Origin of the sequence: Roseovarius sp. THAF27, from assembly GCF_009363655.1 — a bacterium.
GTDB lineage: Bacteria > Pseudomonadota > Alphaproteobacteria > Rhodobacterales > Rhodobacteraceae > Roseovarius.
In genome coordinates, this window is sequence record NZ_CP045393.1 from 238,655 (window position 1) to 256,011 (window position 17,357).

Here is a 17,357-nt window from a genome sequence, read left to right on the forward strand (position 1 = left end):
TCAAAATCTGCCGCGTGCGGCCCCGTGCCGTCAGAATTCCACCGTCACGCCGGGCAGGTTCAGGGCCTTGATGAGGTCGCGCAGTTCCTGGCGCGCGGCAACGTTGGAGATGTTGAGGCCCTTGACGCCGATATCCTTGAGGTCCAGCAGGGTGAGGCCGCGCGGAAACAGCTCTCGGAAGATGACCCGTTCGTTGAAGCCCGGCGCGGTGCGGAAGCCGATGCGCTTGGCGAGGTTTTCAAGCGCCGCGCCCATCTTTTCCTTGTTCACCATCTGCTGAGCGCCGAGGCGGTTGCGCACCACGATCCAGTCGATCGGTTTCAGCCCGGCCTGCGCGCGCAGCTGCCGCGCGTTCCAGACCATTTCGGAATAGACGGACGGCCCCAGGATCTTGAGCCCGTCGGTGTCGACATGCGCCAGGAGGTCGAAATCGACGAAGCTGTCGTTGAGGGGCGTGACCAATGTATCGGCCAGCGAATGGGCCACTTGGCTGAGCCGCGTGTGCGAGCCGGGGCAGTCGATCACGATGAAGTCGCTGTCGGGTTCCAGCTCGGCCACCGCCGCAGACAGACGGCGGTCATAGACGTTCTCGCCGGGCTTCAGCTTGTCGGGGTCGACCTCGGGCAGATCGTGGTAATGCGGGCCGGGCAGGTCGAGCCCTTCCTTGGCCAGGTAGGCCGTCCGGTTGTGGGCGTAGCGGCCGAATGTCTTTTGCCGCAGGTCGAGGTCGAGCGCGCTGACGTTGTGGCCCATCCGGGCGAGCGCGGTCGCGACATGCATCGAGACGGTGGATTTGCCCGCCCCGCCCTTTTCGTTTCCGACGACGATGATATGTGCCATGCCCCTTGCCCTTTTGCCCCGCTTTTGACCCGGCGAATTGCCTTGCAGGTTTGGACGCCACTTTATGGTGTATGACGGCCCGGTTGAAGCCGGTTCGACACGATCTCGTGGAAATATTGCATTTGCGCCATGCCGGGGGTGCAAACAAAAAACGCCGCCCCGGGCGGAGCGGCGTTTCGATGGTGCTGGCGCGGCTGGCTTAGAAGCCGAGGCCCGCGTACTTGTTCTTGAACTTCGACACGCGGCCGCCGGAGTCCATCAGGCGGGTGCCGCCGCCGGTCCAGGCGGGGTGCACGGAGGGGTCGACGTCGAGCGACAGGGTGTCGCCTTCGCTACCCCAGGTCGAGCGCATCTGGACGATGGTGCCGTCGGTCATCTTCACGTCGATGAAGTGGTAATCGGGGTGCAGATCTTTTTTCATGCTATCCGCTCCTTACGCGTTTGCGCCCGACTTGGGCTTGTAGTTGGAAACCTCTGCGATCCGGGCCGACTTGCCGCGGCGCTGGCGCAGGTAATACAGCTTGGCGCGGCGAACGCGGCCACGGCGTACGACTTCGATGCTGTCGATGTTGGTCGAGTAGAGCGGGAACACCCGTTCCACGCCTTCACCGAAGGAAATCTTGCGTACGGTGAACGAGCCGGCGATGCCTTCGCCGTTCTTGCGGCTGATGCAGACGCCTTCGAACATCTGCACACGGCTGCGGGTGCCCTCGGTCACCTTGAAGCCGACGCGCACGGTGTCGCCGGCCTTGAAATCGGGGATGGTTTTCCCCAGTTCGGCGATTTGTTCCGCCTCGATTTCAGCGATCAGGTCCATCTGATCCACTCCTATGTTGCTTGCGGTTGTCCCGCAAAGGTGATGCGCGGCCTAGAGAGCTCCTGGTCTTCTATCGGGTCCACTGGGAAGTGCCCGCCGGAGGTCAGGTCGTCATGTCTTTTTCTCTGCGCTGCGTGCCGGGCGGGACGGGTGCCGAAGAAAGCAGGCCCTTCGTGCCAAACAAACAGGTCCGGACGACTCGGTCGAGCCCCGGACGGGCGGTGTATAGGGGGAAACGGTGTGTCGATCAAGAGCAGTGTTGAGCGCGGGGCGGAACCGTTTTCTGCGCAGAAAACGGGATAGAAAATACGTATTTTCTATCGCGGAATTTGCGCAAATTCCGCTGGCGCGGGGGTCAGTCGTCGCGCTTTGAAAGTGCGCTCCACAGATCCGGCCGGCGCTGTTTTGTCAATTCCTCGGACTTGGCCTTGCGCCACTTGGCGATCTCGCCGTGGTGGCCGGACATCAGCACGTCGGGGATCTTGCGCCCCTGCCATTCGGCGGGGCGGGTGTACTGGGGATGTTCGAGCAGGCCGTCGGAGAAGCTTTCCTCCTCGGTGGAGGCCTCGTTGCCCAGGACACCGGGCAGAAGGCGCACGGTCGCGTCGATCATGGCCTGCGCGGCGAGGTCGCCGCCGGTGAGGACGAAATCGCCCAGCGAGACCTCCTGAATGTCGTAATGCTCGATGACGCGCTGGTCGAGGCCCTCGAAACGGCCGCAGATCATCGTCACGCCGGGGCGGGTGGCCCAGTGGCGGGCCATGCCTTGGGTGAAGGGCGTGCCGCGCGGGCTGAGGTAGACCAGCGGCGCGCCTTTGGGCGCACGCGGCAGGGCGTGGTCGAGGGCGCGGCCCATCACGTCTGCCCGCAGGACCATCCCCGCGCCGCCACCGGCGGGGGTGTCGTCGACGTTGCGGTGCTTGCCCTCGCCGAAACCACGCAGGTCGATCGTGTCGAGTTGCCAAAGATCGTCCTTCAGCGCCTTGCCGGTCAGGCTGTGGCCCAGGATGCCGGGAAACGCGTCGGGCAAGAGGGTGATGACCTGTGCCGACCACGCCCGGGCGAGGCGTTCGGGGCCGTCCATCAGGCTGCGCGGTTTCAGCGATGCGGTGATCGACTTGCGACCGTGGGATTTCGAGGCTTTGTCGGACATGGGGCTATGTGCGGTGCAAATCCGGGTCGCGTCAAGCGGGCGTGGCGCGGGTCTGGCGCGTGGCGCCGGCGGCGCGGTAGCGTTTGAGCACGGCGCGCTTGGCCTCGGCCAGGTCCGTGTCGGACAGGGCGGATCGGTTGAGCGCCAAGAGCTCCTCGGCGGCGCCATCGGGCTGCACGTTGTGTGCGGGCAGGGGCGGAAGCCCGTCGCGGGGCACCTCGAGATGATCGAGGGCAAGGCCCAGGGGCCCGAGAGGGTCGGCGCCGGTTTCTTCGATGCGGGCGTCGAGAACGGTGGCGCGGTGGCGGATGCGCGCCTCGACACTGTCGACGATCGTGGCGAGGTCGGCGGCACCGGAGAGGTGGGCGCGGTAGGTCTCGAAATCCTCGGTCAGGCGCAGGGCGCGCAAGTTCTGCCACCAGACGCTGCGCTGCCAGTGGCGTGGCGCGCGGGTGGTGAAGAGCACACCGAGCGGGGCGTCGGGGCCGAAATGGGCCGCCAGAACGGCGGTGGCGACGTTCATCAGCGGGGCCGCGGCGGCGTAGGTCGTGACGCCGTGGTTGCCGGGGATATAGCCGCAAAGATCCTCGGAGGTGATCATCAGGGCGCGCGGGTCGCTCGCGTCGACGCGCCGGATGGCGGCGGTGAACGTGTCGGCAAAACGGTTCAGGTCGGCATGGTCGCCATAGGCCGAAAAGCGTTTGGCCATGCGGGTGGCGTCGATGAGGTCCTGGGTGAAGATCAGCCGCAGATGCGGGCGCAGGGTGCGCTGCAGGTCCGCCGCGCCGCGTTGCAGGGAGGAGGTGCCGGTCTTGTGAAACCCCGGATGCAGCAGGAGGCGCGGCATGGTCAGAACAGGCCCTCGGGCGGGTCGGCGACGATGCGGCCCGAGGCGAGGTCGACGGTGGGCACGGCCTCGAGCGTGAAGGGCAGCAGGACGGTGGCCTTCAGCCCCGGCCCGTGGATTTCGAGGATGTCCGACGCGCCGTGGTTCTGGACCGACTTGACGCGGCCCAGGAGGGTGCCGCCGGTGTCGTATACGTCCAGCCCGATGAGGTCGGCGTGGTAATATTCATCGTCCGGCAGCGCGGGCAGGCGGTCACGCTCGACGAAGAGACGCAGGCCGCGCAGGGCGTCGGCCTGTTCCTTGGTGGCGACACCGGACAGCCGCGCGATGAGCGCGCCCTTGGTGGACTGGCCGGTGAGGGTGATGGTGTAGCTTTGTGTGCCGTCCTCGGAGGTGACAGGTCCGTAGGTGGCGATATCCTCGGGCGTGGCGGTGAAGGATTTCAGCCGCAGCTCGCCCCGGACGCCGAACGCGCCGGCGACGGCGCCTATGCAGATAAGGTCGGTCATCTAGATATGGTCTTGTTTCGGGGCTGCCGTGTCATGGCGGGTGATGTACCGCAATCACAGCGGGGTGCCTACGGGAAATCCGCTCCTTTTTCACGGTTAACGATCTGTTAACGGAGAACGCGCAGTTTGGCGCATAGCGGTGAGGGAGGTTATATGCGGGTCTTGTTGCTGGTTCTTGTCTTGTCGGGGATTATGCCAGGGGTTGCCCCGGCGCAGGAGGACGCGTTGAGCCGCGAGATCGCGGCGATCGACGCGCAGGTCGCCGAAGTGGATGCAACGATTGCGCGCTACGACGGCGGGTTGGTGCGTGACCTTGCCGTTGCGCGCCGCGAAGCGCTGTTGCTGGCGCGGCAGATGGTGGAGAATCGCGCGCAGGCCGACCGTGGCGATGCGACGGTGGACGTCGTCGTGGCGGCGGTGACCCCTGACCCCGCCAAGGCGGACAGATTGCTTGGGGAAATGGCCGCGGCCCAGGAGCGGATCGCCGAGGCGGAAGCGGAGGCAAAACGCTCCGGCGGGTTGATCCAGGCGGTGGCGCTGAGCCGGGCCGAGACCGAAAAACTGACACTGGCGCAATTGCAGATGGCCTATTTGCAGGCAAAATACGGGATTGCCTTTCCGGCCCCGGCCCCTGTCACCACCACAGAACCTGGCGCGACAGCCGCTTTGTCCGAGACCGAGTCGCAAGACGGCGCGGCCAATGACGGGGCCGCATCGGCGCTCGACTGGGCCGATCCGCGCTATCCAAAGGTGGATTATACGCTGAGGCCCTTCGAGCAGGCCAGCGATGACGGTGACGAGATTTCCGGCTGGTGGACGATCGAACGAGAGCGCGCGGCGATTGACGACAGTCCGATGGTGACGGCGATCAATTACTCGGAGTATGACCCGCAGGCCTTTGCCGGGGTGACGGCGCTGCTGGCGCGGTGCAGCGAGGGACAGACGGCCTTTATCTTCATCCAGGATGATTTCCTGATCGGCGACTACCGGCGTCAGGCGTTCGACATGACGATCCGGATCGACGAGCAGGAGGCCCGGACCGAGAGCTGGAGTTCTCTGACCAACAACAAGGGCGCGGGCCTGTTCGGCGCAAAGGCCGAGCGGATGATGCGGCGGATCTATGAGGCCGAGACACTGTTCCTGCGCCTGGTGGAAAAGAACGGTGAGCGGCACGACGCATCCTTCGACCTGGCCGGGCACCGTGATGCGATCGAGGCCGTGGCCAGGGCGTGCGGCTGGTCGACGCTGGAGTTGAGCCGTGAGGATTACAAGGCGATCCAGACCCTGCTGAATGCGGGCGGATTCGATGCGGGTGTCGCGGATGGACAGTGGGGGCCGGGATCGCGCGCGGCGATGAAACGTTTCCAGTCCGCGAAGGGTCTGCCGGAAACCGGCGCGCCGGACCGCAAGACGCTGTCGACGCTGGGTCTCGCGGAATAGCGGCGGTTCGCCGTTAACCTGAGGTATCAGCGAAGGGCGAAAAGCTGGCAGCGATTGATTCTTGCGCGACGTTTCTCGATACGCGGCGGTTCAGTTCGCCCCGGTGTTTTGCACCACGCACAGCCCGTCGGTTGCGAGGCCACCCTGCGCCGTGCAGGCCTCGGAGACGTTGTGACGTTCGAAGAAGACGCCCGCGACGAAGGTCAGAGAACTGAGAACGACAAGGCGTATGAGGCCGAACATTTGGGATGTCCCGAAAGCGAAAGCGGTGCGTGCCGCCCCGGCTGAACGCAAGGGCGGCACGGAGATCAGAGCGCTGAAAGCGGCAGGTGCGGATCAGCTTTCGCTGGTTTCTTCCGCGGCGGCCTCTTCGGCCGGGGCTTCCTCGGCGGGGGCGTTGGCGGCCTCGGCGGCCTCGGCGGCCTTGGCGGCTTTTTCCTCGGCGCGGTCCTTGGCTTTCTGGCCCGGCTCGGCCTTCTTCATGTTGGCGCGCTCTTTCTTTTCCAGAACGCCGGCGGCCTCAAGAAAGCGCGAGATGCGGTCGGAGGGCTGTGCGCCGTGGTCCAGCCAGTGTTGCACGCGCTCCATGTTCATCTTGACGCGGTCTTCGCTGTCCTTGGGCAGGAGCGGGTTGTAGGTGCCCAGCTTCTCGATGAAGCGGCCGTCGCGCGGCATGCGGCTGTCGGCGGCGACGATCGAGTAGTGAGGGCGTTTCTTGCTGCCACCACGGGCAAGGCGGATTTTCATGGCCATTGGTGTTCTCCTTTTGAATGGCGTTGGGATGGCGGGGTGAACCCCGCCCTACGGGTTGGTTTGGCGGATGCTTCCCGCCGGGGTTGGTCTGGCGGGGGGATCCCGCGTCAGGTCTGGTGTTGCTTATGGTGCTGAATCACTTCAGCGATGATGAAGTTGAGGAATTTCTTGGCGAATTCCGGGTCGAGGTCGGCGCGGTGCGCCAGGTCTTCGAGCCGTGCGATCTGTTGCGCCTCGCGGGCGGGATCGGACGGGGGAAGGTCGTGTTCGGCCTTGAGCGCACCCACGGCCTGGGTGTGCTTGAAGCGTTCACCCAGGGTATAGACGAGGATGGCATCGAGCCGGTCGATGCTTTCGCGGTGCCCCTTCAGAAGGGCCGCGGCGCGGGAGGTGTCGGCGTCAGTCAATGGGCATCCCCTTCGGTTTGAAGAGCGGGTCGCGGTAGTGGCCGATTTCCAGCTCGATCCCGTCGCGGATCTGGCCGGATTTCAGGGTGGCGGGCGACGGGTGGCGATAGACCGCGTCGGAGCCGTCGATGCTGGGCGCCTCGTGGTCCTTGGTGCAGCCGAGGCGCTCGGCCAGGCGGATGGAATCGAGGTTCTTGGGGTCGATATAGCTGACCGCGCTGTCCCAGCCGGCGGTGGAAAAGAGGTGGTCGCGGACCTTGTGCGTGGCTTCGAGTGCGAAGCCCTTGCCGGCCTTGTCGGGCCAGATGATCCAGGCGATTTCGCGTTCCGGCCACTTGGCGGGGAACCAGCCGCCGGCCATGCCGACGGTCTCGTCCGTGTCGCGCAGGTGGATCATCCACATGCCGTAGCCGCGGATTTCCCAGTGGCCGATTTCGGCGGCATAGAGCATCCATGCCTCGTAAGGGTTGAGCGGGCCGCCCATGAAACGCGAGCGGTAGGAGGCGAAGGTGGCCTTGAAGTCGGGGTAATCCTGCGCCTCGGGGCCGCGCAGGACGAGGCGCCCGGTTTCCAGCACGGGGATGTCGCGGTGTCCCATGTCAGGCCTCCGCCGGCTGTGCGGTAGGCTGGGCCACGCGGGGGTGGCGCCAGACCTGGCAGGGGGTGCCGACCACGGTGCCGTCGCGCTCGTGCTTGGCGCCGAGGCGGTCTGCGAGACGAAGCGAGCGGGTGTTGGTGGCGTCGATATAGGAGATGACGCCGTCGAGGCCAAAATGGCGTGCAGCGTGGTCGCGGGCGGCGATGGCGGCCTGGTAGGCGTATCCCTTGCCTTCGAACCCGTCGTAGATGTGCCAGCCGAGTTCCGGCTCGTCCCAGCCATCGTTCAGGATCATGCCGACGCGGCCTGCGACACTGCCCGTGGCGCGATGTTCGATCATCCACATGCCGTAGCCGCGCAGGGCCCAGTGGCCGATACCGGCCATGAAGGCGCGCCAACTGTCCCAGCGGGTGTGCGGGCCGCCGACATAGGCCGCGCGGTCGGACGTGCCGAAGGCGGCGAAGGCCTCGAAATCGGCCTCGTCATAGCCGCGCAGGATCAGGTCCTCGGTTTCGAGCACGGGGATGTCGACGGTGGTTTTCATGCGTAGGCCTCGGGGGAGCCGTCGGCGTCGCAGTCGAGGCCCAGTTCGGACGGGCCGGGGTGGCGATAGAGGTAATCCTCTCCCATCTCGACATTCTGGTAGGTCTTCTCGTACTGCGCGCCGAGGCGTTCGGCCAGCGCGATGGAGCGCGTGTTGCCGGGCACGATGTTAGAGGTGAGCGTCGTCAGGCCCAGATCCTGATAGGCCCAGCGGCGGGCGCGTTCGGCGCCTTCGAAGGCGATGCCGCGGCCCTCGAACCTGTCATAGACGACCCAGCCCAGTTCCGGTTCGGGCCAGCCTTCGGGCGCCCAGATGCCGGTGATGCCGCAGGGCTGGCCGGTTTCCTTCCATTCCATGGTGAAATAGCCGAAGCCGTGCAGCGCCCAGTGGCCGATGGACATGGCGAACCAGCGCCAGGCGCGGGACATGTTCTTTTCCGTGCCGAAGCCCCAGGAGCGCTCGCGGTCCAGCAGGAAGCCGGCCAGCGGTTCGAAATCGCTGGCTTCCGGCCCGCGCAGGACGAGGCGCTCGGTCTCGATCCGGGGGATGTCGAGCCGCAGGGTCATGCGGCACCTTCCGATGAAGCGCACGACCGCGCGCCGCTGCCGCGCGCCAAGGCGGACAGAGGACGGATTGCGTATGTGAGCCGAGCGAAGGACATGGCGTTATTTCTTTTTCCCAAAGCCGGAAAGACCGGGGGGCAGTCCGCCACCGCCGCCCATGCCGGGAAAGCCGCCGCCGGGCATCCCCTTGCCCATCTGCTTGGCGGCTTTTTCGAGCGCCTTGGGGTCCATGCCCTGGGCCATGTCCTCGGGCGAGGGGCCGCCTTTGTCGAACATGCCTTTCATGGCCTGTTTCAGCATCCCGCCCTTGCCCATCTTCTTCATCATGTCGCCCATTTGGCGCTGCATCTTCAGAAGCTTGTTGAGCTCGGAGACTTCCAGCCCCGCGCCTTGCGCGATGCGTTTCTTGCGGCTGGCCTGGAGGAGCTTGGGATTGGCGCGTTCCTTCTTGGTCATGGAATTGACCAGCGCGATCTGGTGGGCGATGACCTTGTCGTCGATGCCCGCGCCTTCCATCTGCTTGGCCATCTTGCCCATGCCGGGCATCATGCCCATCACGCCTTCCATGCCGCCCATCTTCTGCATCTGTTCCAGCTGCATCTTGAGGTCGTTCATGTTGAACTGACCCTTCTGGAAGCGGCGCATCATCTTTTCGGCCTGTTCGGCCTCGATGGTCTGTTGCGCCTTTTCCACGAGGCTGACGATGTCACCCATGCCCAAGATTCGGCCCGCGATGCGCTCGGGCTCGAAGGTCTCGATGGCGTCCATTTTCTCGCCCAGGCCGACGAAGCGGATGGGTTTGCCGGTGACCGCGCGCATCGAAAGGGCCGCACCGCCGCGGCCGTCGCCGTCCATCCGGGTGAGCACGACGCCGGAGACGCCGATCTTGTCGTCGAATTCGGTGGCGACGTTCACTGCGTCCTGGCCGGTGAGGCCGTCGACCACCAGCAGGGTCTCGCGCGGGTTGGCGACGTCGCGCACCGCGGCGGCCTGGGCGATGAGTTCCTGGTCGATGTGCAACCGACCGGCCGTGTCGAGCATGTAGACGTCATAGCCGCCGAGGCCCGCCTGCGTCTTGGCGCGCTTGGCGATGGTGACCGGATCCTCGCCCTTGACGATGGGCAGGGTGTCGACGCCGATTTGACGCCCGAGGATTTCAAGCTGTTCCATGGCGGCGGGACGGTTGACGTCGAGCGAGGCCATCAGCACGCGCTTGCCGTCGCGGTCCTTGAGACGCTTGGCGAGCTTGGCGGTGGTGGTGGTTTTACCAGAGCCCTGCAGGCCCACCATCAGGATTGGCGCGGGCGGGTTGTCGATCTTCAGCGCGCCGGGGTCCTCGGACCCGGTGAGCGTGTCGACGAGCGCGTCGTGGACGATCTTGACGACCTGCTGGCCGGGGGTGACGGAGCGGGTGACGGCCTGGCCGGTGGCTTGGTCCTGCACGCGTTTGACGAAATCGCGGGCGACAGGCAGGGAAACGTCGGCCTCGAGCAGGGCGACGCGGACCTCGCGCAGGGCGGTCTTGACGTCTTCTTCGCTCAGCGCGCCCTGTTTGGTCAGCCGGTCGAAGACGCCGGAGAGACGTTCGGAAAGATTTTCAAACATGCCTCGGCCTCCTTCGCCGGTTTCTGTCATGCCGTCCCAACATAGGGATGACGGTTCAAACGATAAACGCCCCCACGGCATTCAAACGAGAAGCGCCCCCACGGGCGACACTCGCTGGTGGGGGGCGATCCCGGGCTGCGCCCAAGGGACCGGAAGAGCGCTGTCTTCCGTGATGTTGGGCGGCTGATAGGCTTTTGCGGGGGGCGAGTCAATATAGTGCAGCGCGTCGGGCCGGACTTGGCGGCACTGGTGCTGATGCAGGACCGCCACCGCGCGAGGCCGGCTGGCGTCATGGACATGTAAAGCGTTGGCAGGGGGCGTCGGGCAGGAATAGACTTCGGCCATTGCTTTAGGGGATTTCGCGATGGAAGCGCTGGTTCTTATCTTTGCGGAGATCATCCTGGCGTGCATGGCGCCGGTGATCGCCATTTTGGGCGCCATCGTGGGGGCGGTGATCGAAGGCATCTTCCTGCTGTTCGGCGGGGTGTTCGCGGAATGGGTCCAGGCCCGGCGGGCGCGGCGTGCCTCTGCGAGGGGCAAATCCTCGCCGCCGCGCAAGCCTTTGATCCCGCGCAAGGTGGTGCATTGGGTGGCCGGCGGCAGCGCGGTGCTGGGCGTGCTGGGGGTCGTGGCGACATACGTCTTTTTCCAGCCGATCCTGCGAACGGTGATCGAGACCGCGAGCGAGAAGGCCGGGATGCGCGTGAGCTATGCCGGGGCCAGCGGATCGCTTCTGGGAGGGCACGTGGTGCTGGAGGGGCTGGAAATGACGCGGGCGCACGAGACCGGGCTGGCCTTTGATCTGGCTGTGGCGCGGGCGGAGGCGGATGTGGACCTGTGGAGCCTGCTGGGTGATACGTCGCGTCTGGAGCTGGGGCAGGTCGAGGGGGTGGAAGGATATGTCATTCCGCCGCTTCCCAAGGAGGGACAAGCGGCCGAGGATCTTGGCCTGCCCAAGCCGCGCCGGGCGTTCAAGGCTGATCGGCTGGCGGTCGAGGGTGTCGACGTGGAGATCCGGCCGCGTGGGACCGAGCGCTACACGCTGGCGATCGAGACCGGGGAGGTGGCGCCGTTTCGCAGCGGGCTGGCGCTCTTTGATCTGCTGTTCCGGTCGAACCTGAAGGCCGAGGTGGCGGGGCAGCCGCTGTTGGTGGAGACGCGCGAGATCACCGAGCAGGGGCGCGAGACGCGCTGGGCTTTCGAGGATGTGGACGCGGCACAGCTGAAGCGGATGGTGCCGCGCGCGCCTCTGACATGGATCGAGACGGGCCGGGCGACGGTCATGGTCGAGGACCGCTGGAGCCTGTCGGAGGACTTCGTCGACATGGATTGGCGGCTGGCGGCGCGGGACATGAGTGTGAGCGTGCCGGAGGGGGCCGCGCGCACGGAGCGAATGCTGGCCGGGGGGCTAGGCAAGCTGGTGGCGGCACAGGGCGGCAATGCGGAGTTTCGCTATCAGTTGCAGCTGGATGCCGAGGAGATGGCGCGGCTGCGCGAGGGGGACATCGACCTCTTTTGGGACACGGTGCTGGCGGGGGTGATGAAAGGCGGGATCGTGCGCGAGGACGAGACGGCAGAAGAGGAGGGCGACACGACCGAGAACGACAAGCCGGGGGCCATTGACAGGCTGAAGTCGTTCTTCGAGAAGGACGACCCGGCGGACTAGCCGTCCGTGTCTGTTCAAGGAGCCTTTGAATATGGTCGATGCCACGTCCGCCTTTCAGGACAGTTTGCCGGTGAGTTCCGACGATCTGCTGGCGCAGATGCGCGCGGCGGGTGTGGAGTTCGAGCTTTACGAGCATATCCCGCTGCGCACGGTCGAGGACGCCAAGACGGTGCAGGGCGGGGCCGTGCCGGGCGGACCGGGGCGGATCGACATCAAGAATTTCTACCTGCGCGACCGCAAGAAGCGGAACCACTTGGTGGTGCTGGAACAGGACCGGGAGGTGGACCTGAAGGCGCTGGGCGCGCAGATGGGGGTGGCCGGACTGTCCTTTGGCTCGGCGGATCGGTTGATGGAGTTCTTGGGCGTGCGGCCCGGCGCGGTGAGCCCTTTGGCGATGGTCAACGGCGCAGGGACCGGCGTGCAGCTGTGGATGGACGCGGCGGTGAAGGCCGCGGATTTCGTCCATGCGCATCCGCTGGTCAATGACCGGACGGTGGCGATCCGGCCCGGGGACCTCGAATCGCTTCTGGCGGGGTGGGGCGCGGATATTTCGTGGCTTGAACCCTGAGGCCGGCGTCGGGAGTCGAGTATTCTTGGCAAGAAAAAGCCGGGGGCAGGAACACCGCCGGACCCGTGCTGCGCGCGGCAATGCCGGGATGTCGCGTGTTTGCGGAACCATGAACCGGGGCGCGCGCGGGCAATCTCAACCGCCTGGTTGAATATGCGGAATCCGGTTTGCGGGGCCCGAGAGGCGCTGCGGCGGAGCGGCGCATCTTGGTAAATCGTAGACTTATCAATGGGTTGACGGGTGCGGCCGCACGCTTGACTCGGGCGCGGGTGCGGCATAGCAACAGCGCAACGGTTCCGGAGGGGCAGAGGTGGACGATCCTGACCGACACGAGCGGCTAAAGCGGCTTGAAGACAGGATCAACGCGCTGAAGGGCGTGGATGCACCGAAGCCCCATATGGAGAACCACTATTCCCAGGCGCAGCTGGCCTGGCGGATGGTGATCGAGCTAGTGGCCGGTCTGGGGATCGGCTTTGGCATGGGGTACGGGTTGGATTACCTGTTCGGGACGATCCCGATCTTCCTCGTGCTGTTTACATTGCTGGGCCTTGCGGCGGGCATCAAGACGATGATGCGCAGCGCCAACGAGATCCAGTTGAAGAACGCGGCGGAAACGCTGGACGCAGAGCGAGCCCGCGAGGGTGACGACAAGAGGATGACAGATGGCCACTGAAGCGCATGGCGAAAGCGAAGGGCTGGTTTTCCACCCGATGGATCAGTTCATCATCAAGCCGCTGGCCGGCGACGGTCCGGTGGGCCTGTTCACGATCACCAACGTGACGCTTTGGATGGCGCTGACATGCCTGGCGGTGTTCGCGCTGATGGTGCTGGGCACGTCCGCGCGGTCGGTCATTCCGGGCCGCCTGCAGTCGGTGGCCGAACTGGCCTACGGCTTCATCCGCAAGATGGTCGAGGACGTGGCGGGCAAGGACGCGCTGCCGTATTTCCCCTATATCATGACGCTGTTCATGTTCATCGTGTTCGCCAACTTCCTCGGGCTTATCCCCGGCTCGTTCACCTCGACCAGCCATATCGGCGTGACCGCTGTGATGGCGATGATGGTGTTCATCGGTGTGACCGTGCTGGGCTTCGTCAAGAACGGCGCGAGCTTTCTGAGCCTGTTCTGGATCAGCTCGGCGCCGCTGGTGCTGCGGCCGATCCTGGCGCTGATCGAGGTGATCTCGTACTTCGTGCGCCCGGTCAGCCACTCTATCCGTCTTGCCGGCAACATGATGGCGGGCCACGCCGTGATGAAGGTGTTCGCCGCCTTTGCGCCGCTGGTGCTGATCTCGACCGGGGTGGGCCTTGTGGTCACGCCGCTGTCGATCCTGGCGATCACCGCGGTCTACGGGCTGGAGGTGCTGGTGTCGTTCATCCAGGCCTACGTGTTCACCATCCTGACCTGCGTGTACCTCAAGGACGCGCTGCACCCGCATCATTAGGAGATAGCGTGGGTTGTCACCCACCCTACGGTGTCGGTTTCCGGCGCCAGCAACGAACAACAGATCACTGAATTCCATCGTAAGGAGAAAAGACATGGAAGGCGATATCGCACAAATGGGTCAATTCATCGGCGCGGGCCTGGCGTCTGTCGGCATGGGCGGCGCGGCCGTCGGTGTGGGCAACGTGGTCGGCAACTACCTGGCCGGTGCCCTGCGCAACCCCTCGGCCGCCGGTGGCCAGACCGCGACCATGTTCATCGGTATCGCGTTCGCGGAAGCACTGGGGATCTTCTCGTTCCTCGTCGCGCTTCTGCTGATGTTCGCCGTCTAAGCCAGACGGGTTTCATCCTTACGGGCCGGGGCGAGGGGCGTGATGCCCGTCCCCCGGCGTCCCGTGAGGAAGATCCGGATGGCGCCGCGCCCGGCCCGAAGCCGGGGCATGGCGATACGACACGAACATTGAGCCTTGCGCGGCCCCGGTGACCGGACATGATCCGGAAAACCTGATACAACATGGGCAGGCGCAACAAGGAGAACGCAGATGGCGACCGATACCCTAGGAGAAGGTGCTGCCAGCGCTTGCGTCGACGCAGGCGGTGGGGCAATTGGCCTTCCCCAGCTTTGCCCGGACTGGATGGGCAACCAGATCTTCTGGCTGGTCATCGCGCTGATCGTGATCTTTTTCATCCTGTCGCGGATCGCGCTGCCGCGCATCGCGGCGGTGCTGGCCGAGCGCCAGGGCACGATCACCAACGATCTGGCCGCGGCGGAAGACCTGAAAGAGAAAGCCTCCGACGCCGAGGACGCCTATAACAAGGCCCTGGCCGATGCCCGCGCGCAAGCGCAGGAGATCATTGCCGAGGCCAAGGCGGAGATCAACGCCGAGCTGGAAGAGGCCACGCAGAAGGCCGATGCCGAGATCGCGGCCAAGACCGCCGAAGGCGAAAAGGCCATCGCGGACATCCGGGCGAATGCCATGGAAAGCGTGAAGGAAGTGGCCAAGGACACCGCCAAGGAACTGGTCGCGGCGATGGGCTTCAAGGCCGATGCGCGGACCGTCACGAGCGCCGTCAATTCGCGGCTGAAAGGGTGAGCGCCATGAAACAGTTGATCGCAACCCTGACCGCCATGGTCGTCGCCAGCCCCGCGCTGGCCGCCACCGGGCCGTTCTTCTCGCTGGGCAACACCAATTTCGTGGTGATGCTGGCCTTCATCCTGTTCATCGCGCTGCTGGTTTATCTGAAGGTGCCCGGCAAGATCGGCGAGATGCTGGACAAGCGGGCCGACGGCATCAAGTCGGAGCTGGACGAGGCGCGTGCGCTGCGCGAGGAAGCACAGACCCTGCTGGCCAGCTATGAACGCAAGCAGAAGGAAGTTCAGGACCAGGCCGACCGGATCGTGGCCCATGCCAAGACCGAAGCTGCCGAGGCCGCCGAGCAGGCCAAGAAGGACCTTGAACAGTCCATCAAGCGCCGGATCAAGGCGGCCGAAGAGCAGATTGCCTCGGCAGAGGCCAATGCAGTGAAGGACGTGCGCGACCAGGCCATCGCGGTGGCCGTGGCCGCCGCCAAGGACGTGGTCGCCAAGGCGATGACCGAGGACGACAACAGCAAGCTGATCGACGAGTCGATCGCACAGGTCGACGCCAAGCTGCACTGACCTGCGGACCAGGATGTAGTGAGATTGGCCCGGGCTCGGAAACGACCCGGGCCTTTTTCTTTAGGTGCCCGGCGATGGCTGCAAAAGAAAATGCCCGCTCGGTGGAGCGGGCATTCTTGTCAAACTCTGGTGATCGGTGCGATCAGCGGCGGATGCCGAGACGCTTGATCAGGTCCTGGTACCGGCCTTCGTCCTTGCCCTTGAGGTAGTCCAGCAGCTTGCGGCGCTGGGCGACCATTTTCAGAAGACCACGGCGACCGTGGTTGTCCTTCTTGTGGGTCTTGAAATGCTCGGTCAGGGTGGAAATGCGCGAGGTGAGGATTGCGACCTGAACTTCGGGCGAGCCGGTGTCGCCCTCTTTGGTTGCGAATTCTTTCAGCACCTTGGCTTTTTCTTCGACAGTGATCGACATCGGGGTCTCCTTTGGTTGAAGGGTGAAGGGCACGAGCCGGGATGTCGTCCAGCAAGGTCCTGTGGAGATACCTGCCGATTTCAGCGGCAGATGCGGGCGTATAGGAGATTCCCGGACGTTTGGAAAGGGGGTATCGCCCGGTATGGACGCGAGGGCGGGATCAGCCCGTGGTTTGCGGGATCAGCGTGATATGCGCGAGCGTCAGGGCAGCGTCGCTGGTGACGTTGGCAATGACCTCGCCCCCCAGCAGCACGCGGTGCAGGTTCTGCGCGTCGGGGTCTTCTTCGATGGTCACGTCGGGAACGGTGCCGTCATCGTCGTAGAGCAGGACGAGATTGTCCTCGGCGGTGTTGAAATCGACGATCTGGCCCTGGTGATCGGCGTCCAGCCAATCGCGGAGAATGAAGCTGTCGGCGCCGGTGCCGCCGGTGGCAATATCGCCGGCGCCCAGCGTGATCTCGTCGTCGCCGGAACCGCCGTTGAGATAGTCCTGATCCTGCTCGGGCGCCGTGCCATCGGGCGCGACCCCGGTCAGCACGTCGTTACCGTCGCCGCCGAAGAGCGTGTCGGCCCCGGTGCCGCCATCGAGGGAATCTTTGCCGAGATAGCCGTGCAGCGCGTCATCGCCCGTGTCGCCCATGAGCGTGTCGGCGCCTTCGCCGCCGACAAGGCTGTCGTCGCCGGCGTCGCCCGAGAGATGATCGTCGCCATCGTGGCCCATCACGCTGTCCGATCCTGCGCCGCCGGTCAGGGTGTCGTCCCCGGCCTCGCCATGAAGGGTGTCGTCGCCGGCCTCGCCGTCAATCGTGTCGTTACCGTCGCCGCCGCGCGCGACATCGTCGCCGTCCCCCGACGCGATCCGGTCGTCACCATCGAGACCGTCGAGAAATTCACTGACCTCGCCGCCGGACAGCGTGTCGGCATCGGCCGTGCCGCGGGCAATGCCGTAATCGTCGCCTTCGGGGTCGTCGTCGGTGGCGATATCGAGCAGCGAGTCTTGTGCACCGGAGTAGGCCGCGGTGCCGTTGTCATAGTCGGAGGCTTCATCGGATGCGTCGCCGGGCGTACCGATATCGTCACGGGCGTCGCTGGTGCCGAGGTCCTCGAAGCCCCACATCGCGGCGGTGCCAACGGCCACCATACTGATCAGACCTGCAAGAAACAGCATCGCGAATAATCCACCAGAAAACCCCTTATGACAAAGCCAGATTCGAGGGCGGATTTCAATTCAATCCGCCGGGCATGGTTAACGGCCTTGCGGGACAAGGCGGAGAATTGATGGATATTGGTTACGTTTCCATTAAGTTCCACGCCGGGTCGGCATTGCTCAGGTCGCATGGCCGCGCGGGCGCACCCCGAATGCCGGTTCTTCGGGGTCGTCGTCGACCATTTCGGCGGGAAAGCCCGGCGCGGTGATGTCGAGGCCCGTGGCCTCTTCCAGGCGACGGATCATGTCGTCGGACTGCGCTCGCAGGATGGTGCGGTGTGAATGAGGTGGGGTCTGCTCTGTCCGCGACAGGCGAGAGGCGTGGAA

At 65.1% G+C, this 17,357-nt stretch carries 23 protein-coding genes and 1 pseudogene; 8 read left to right on the forward strand and 16 right to left on the reverse strand.

Features of this window, described 5'->3' with window-relative positions; genetic code table 11:
* Positions 1–30: 30 nt before the first annotated feature.
* The 6 genes from FIU89_RS01175 to rimM all read right to left on the reverse strand — a co-directional run bounded on the left by FIU89_RS01175 (position 31) and on the right by rimM (position 4,166).
* Positions 31–840 carry a division plane positioning ATPase MipZ gene (locus tag FIU89_RS01175; protein ID WP_152490912.1) on the reverse strand — a complete coding sequence of 270 codons (810 nt, stop codon included), beginning with the start codon at positions 838–840 and terminating at the stop codon, positions 31–33.
* A gap of 199 nt (positions 841–1,039) precedes the next feature.
* On the reverse strand, positions 1,040–1,261 hold the full coding sequence (rpmE, locus tag FIU89_RS01180; RefSeq protein ID WP_152490913.1) for a 50S ribosomal protein L31: 222 nt from the start codon (positions 1,259–1,261) through the stop codon (positions 1,040–1,042).
* 12 nt (positions 1,262–1,273) lie between these two features.
* Positions 1,274–1,657, reverse strand: a complete 384-nt coding sequence (gene rplS, locus FIU89_RS01185) for a 50S ribosomal protein L19 (protein WP_057790669.1) — start codon at positions 1,655–1,657, stop codon at positions 1,274–1,276.
* 355 nt (positions 1,658–2,012) lie between these two features.
* Positions 2,013–2,810, reverse strand: a complete 798-nt coding sequence (gene trmD, locus FIU89_RS01190; protein WP_152490914.1) for a tRNA (guanosine(37)-N1)-methyltransferase TrmD — start codon at positions 2,808–2,810, stop codon at positions 2,013–2,015.
* A gap of 31 nt (positions 2,811–2,841) precedes the next feature.
* Positions 2,842–3,657: a hypothetical protein gene (locus FIU89_RS01195; RefSeq protein WP_152490915.1), complete on the reverse strand. Its 816-nt coding sequence runs from the start codon at positions 3,655–3,657 to the stop codon at positions 2,842–2,844.
* Positions 3,658–3,659: 2 nt separating this feature from the next.
* Positions 3,660–4,166 carry a ribosome maturation factor RimM gene (gene rimM / locus FIU89_RS01200; RefSeq protein ID WP_152490916.1) on the reverse strand — a complete coding sequence of 169 codons (507 nt, stop codon included), beginning with the start codon at positions 4,164–4,166 and terminating at the stop codon, positions 3,660–3,662.
* A 225-nt stretch (positions 4,167–4,391) separates the two neighbouring features.
* On the opposite strand from rimM, the gene FIU89_RS01205 reads away from it, so the two are divergent.
* On the forward strand, positions 4,392–5,606 hold the full coding sequence (locus FIU89_RS01205; RefSeq protein WP_254701762.1) for a peptidoglycan-binding protein: 1,215 nt from the start codon (positions 4,392–4,394) through the stop codon (positions 5,604–5,606).
* A gap of 90 nt (positions 5,607–5,696) precedes the next feature.
* Here the strand turns inward: FIU89_RS01205 and FIU89_RS22145 are convergent, their stop codons facing one another.
* The 7 genes from FIU89_RS22145 to ffh all read right to left on the reverse strand — a co-directional run bounded on the left by FIU89_RS22145 (position 5,697) and on the right by ffh (position 10,076).
* The gene (locus tag FIU89_RS22145) at positions 5,697–5,849 is read right to left on the reverse strand and encodes a hypothetical protein (RefSeq protein ID WP_172977985.1); all 153 of its coding nucleotides are present in this window, start codon (positions 5,847–5,849) and stop codon (positions 5,697–5,699) included.
* A gap of 93 nt (positions 5,850–5,942) precedes the next feature.
* On the reverse strand, positions 5,943–6,359 hold the full coding sequence (gene rpsP / locus FIU89_RS01210; RefSeq protein ID WP_152490918.1) for a 30S ribosomal protein S16: 417 nt from the start codon (positions 6,357–6,359) through the stop codon (positions 5,943–5,945).
* 107 nt (positions 6,360–6,466) lie between these two features.
* A complete protein-coding gene (locus tag FIU89_RS01215) occupies positions 6,467–6,766 on the reverse strand; it encodes a chorismate mutase (protein ID WP_057790679.1) in 300 nt (99 codons plus the stop codon).
* The gene (locus FIU89_RS01220) at positions 6,759–7,364 is read right to left on the reverse strand and encodes a GNAT family N-acetyltransferase (protein WP_152490919.1); all 606 of its coding nucleotides are present in this window, start codon (positions 7,362–7,364) and stop codon (positions 6,759–6,761) included. Before FIU89_RS01220 ends, FIU89_RS01215 begins: the two co-directional genes overlap by 8 nt.
* 1 nt (position 7,365) lies before the next feature.
* On the reverse strand, positions 7,366–7,908 hold the full coding sequence (locus FIU89_RS01225) for a GNAT family N-acetyltransferase (protein ID WP_152490920.1): 543 nt from the start codon (positions 7,906–7,908) through the stop codon (positions 7,366–7,368).
* Positions 7,905–8,474: a GNAT family N-acetyltransferase gene (locus FIU89_RS01230; RefSeq protein WP_152490921.1), complete on the reverse strand. Its 570-nt coding sequence runs from the start codon at positions 8,472–8,474 to the stop codon at positions 7,905–7,907. The genes FIU89_RS01225 and FIU89_RS01230 overlap by 4 nt, the downstream gene beginning before the upstream one ends.
* Positions 8,475–8,573: 99 nt before the next feature.
* Entirely contained in the window at positions 8,574–10,076 is a 1,503-nt protein-coding gene (gene ffh, locus FIU89_RS01235) for a signal recognition particle protein (protein ID WP_152490922.1), read from the reverse strand.
* A 364-nt stretch (positions 10,077–10,440) separates the two neighbouring features.
* Between ffh and FIU89_RS01240 the strand changes: the two genes are divergently transcribed.
* The 7 genes from FIU89_RS01240 (at position 10,441) to FIU89_RS01270 (ending at position 15,411) form a co-directional block, all read left to right on the forward strand.
* Positions 10,441–11,742, forward strand: coding sequence for a hypothetical protein (locus FIU89_RS01240; RefSeq protein ID WP_152490923.1), 1,302 nt, complete (start codon positions 10,441–10,443; stop codon positions 11,740–11,742).
* 31 nt (positions 11,743–11,773) lie between these two features.
* Entirely contained in the window at positions 11,774–12,310 is a 537-nt protein-coding gene (locus FIU89_RS01245; protein ID WP_152490924.1) for a prolyl-tRNA synthetase associated domain-containing protein, read from the forward strand.
* Positions 12,311–12,620: 310 nt separating this feature from the next.
* Positions 12,621–12,983, forward strand: coding sequence for an AtpZ/AtpI family protein (locus FIU89_RS01250; protein ID WP_152490925.1), 363 nt, complete (start codon positions 12,621–12,623; stop codon positions 12,981–12,983).
* Positions 12,973–13,752 (forward strand): F0F1 ATP synthase subunit A, encoded by a 780-nt coding sequence (locus FIU89_RS01255; RefSeq protein WP_152490926.1) that lies wholly within the window; start codon positions 12,973–12,975, stop codon positions 13,750–13,752. Before FIU89_RS01250 ends, FIU89_RS01255 begins: the two co-directional genes overlap by 11 nt.
* Positions 13,753–13,846: 94 nt before the next feature.
* A complete protein-coding gene (locus tag FIU89_RS01260) occupies positions 13,847–14,083 on the forward strand; it encodes a F0F1 ATP synthase subunit C (RefSeq protein ID WP_057790696.1) in 237 nt (78 codons plus the stop codon).
* Between the two features lie 210 nt (positions 14,084–14,293).
* A complete protein-coding gene (locus FIU89_RS01265) occupies positions 14,294–14,845 on the forward strand; it encodes a F0F1 ATP synthase subunit B' (RefSeq protein ID WP_152490927.1) in 552 nt (183 codons plus the stop codon).
* 5 nt (positions 14,846–14,850) lie between these two features.
* On the forward strand, positions 14,851–15,411 hold the full coding sequence (locus tag FIU89_RS01270) for a F0F1 ATP synthase subunit B (RefSeq protein WP_152490928.1): 561 nt from the start codon (positions 14,851–14,853) through the stop codon (positions 15,409–15,411).
* Between the two features lie 142 nt (positions 15,412–15,553).
* Here the strand turns inward: FIU89_RS01270 and rpsO are convergent, their stop codons facing one another.
* The 3 genes and pseudogenes from rpsO to FIU89_RS01285 form a co-directional block, all read right to left on the reverse strand.
* Positions 15,554–15,823 (reverse strand): 30S ribosomal protein S15, encoded by a 270-nt coding sequence (gene rpsO / locus FIU89_RS01275; protein ID WP_152490929.1) that lies wholly within the window; start codon positions 15,821–15,823, stop codon positions 15,554–15,556.
* A 160-nt stretch (positions 15,824–15,983) separates the two neighbouring features.
* Positions 15,984–16,991, reverse strand: a complete 1,008-nt coding sequence (locus tag FIU89_RS01280) for a calcium-binding protein (RefSeq protein WP_152490930.1) — start codon at positions 16,989–16,991, stop codon at positions 15,984–15,986.
* Positions 16,992–17,150: 159 nt separating this feature from the next.
* Positions 17,151–17,291 (reverse strand): annotated as a pseudogene (locus FIU89_RS01285) (NAD(P)-dependent oxidoreductase); the annotation flags it as partial.
* Positions 17,292–17,357 lie beyond the last annotated feature (66 nt).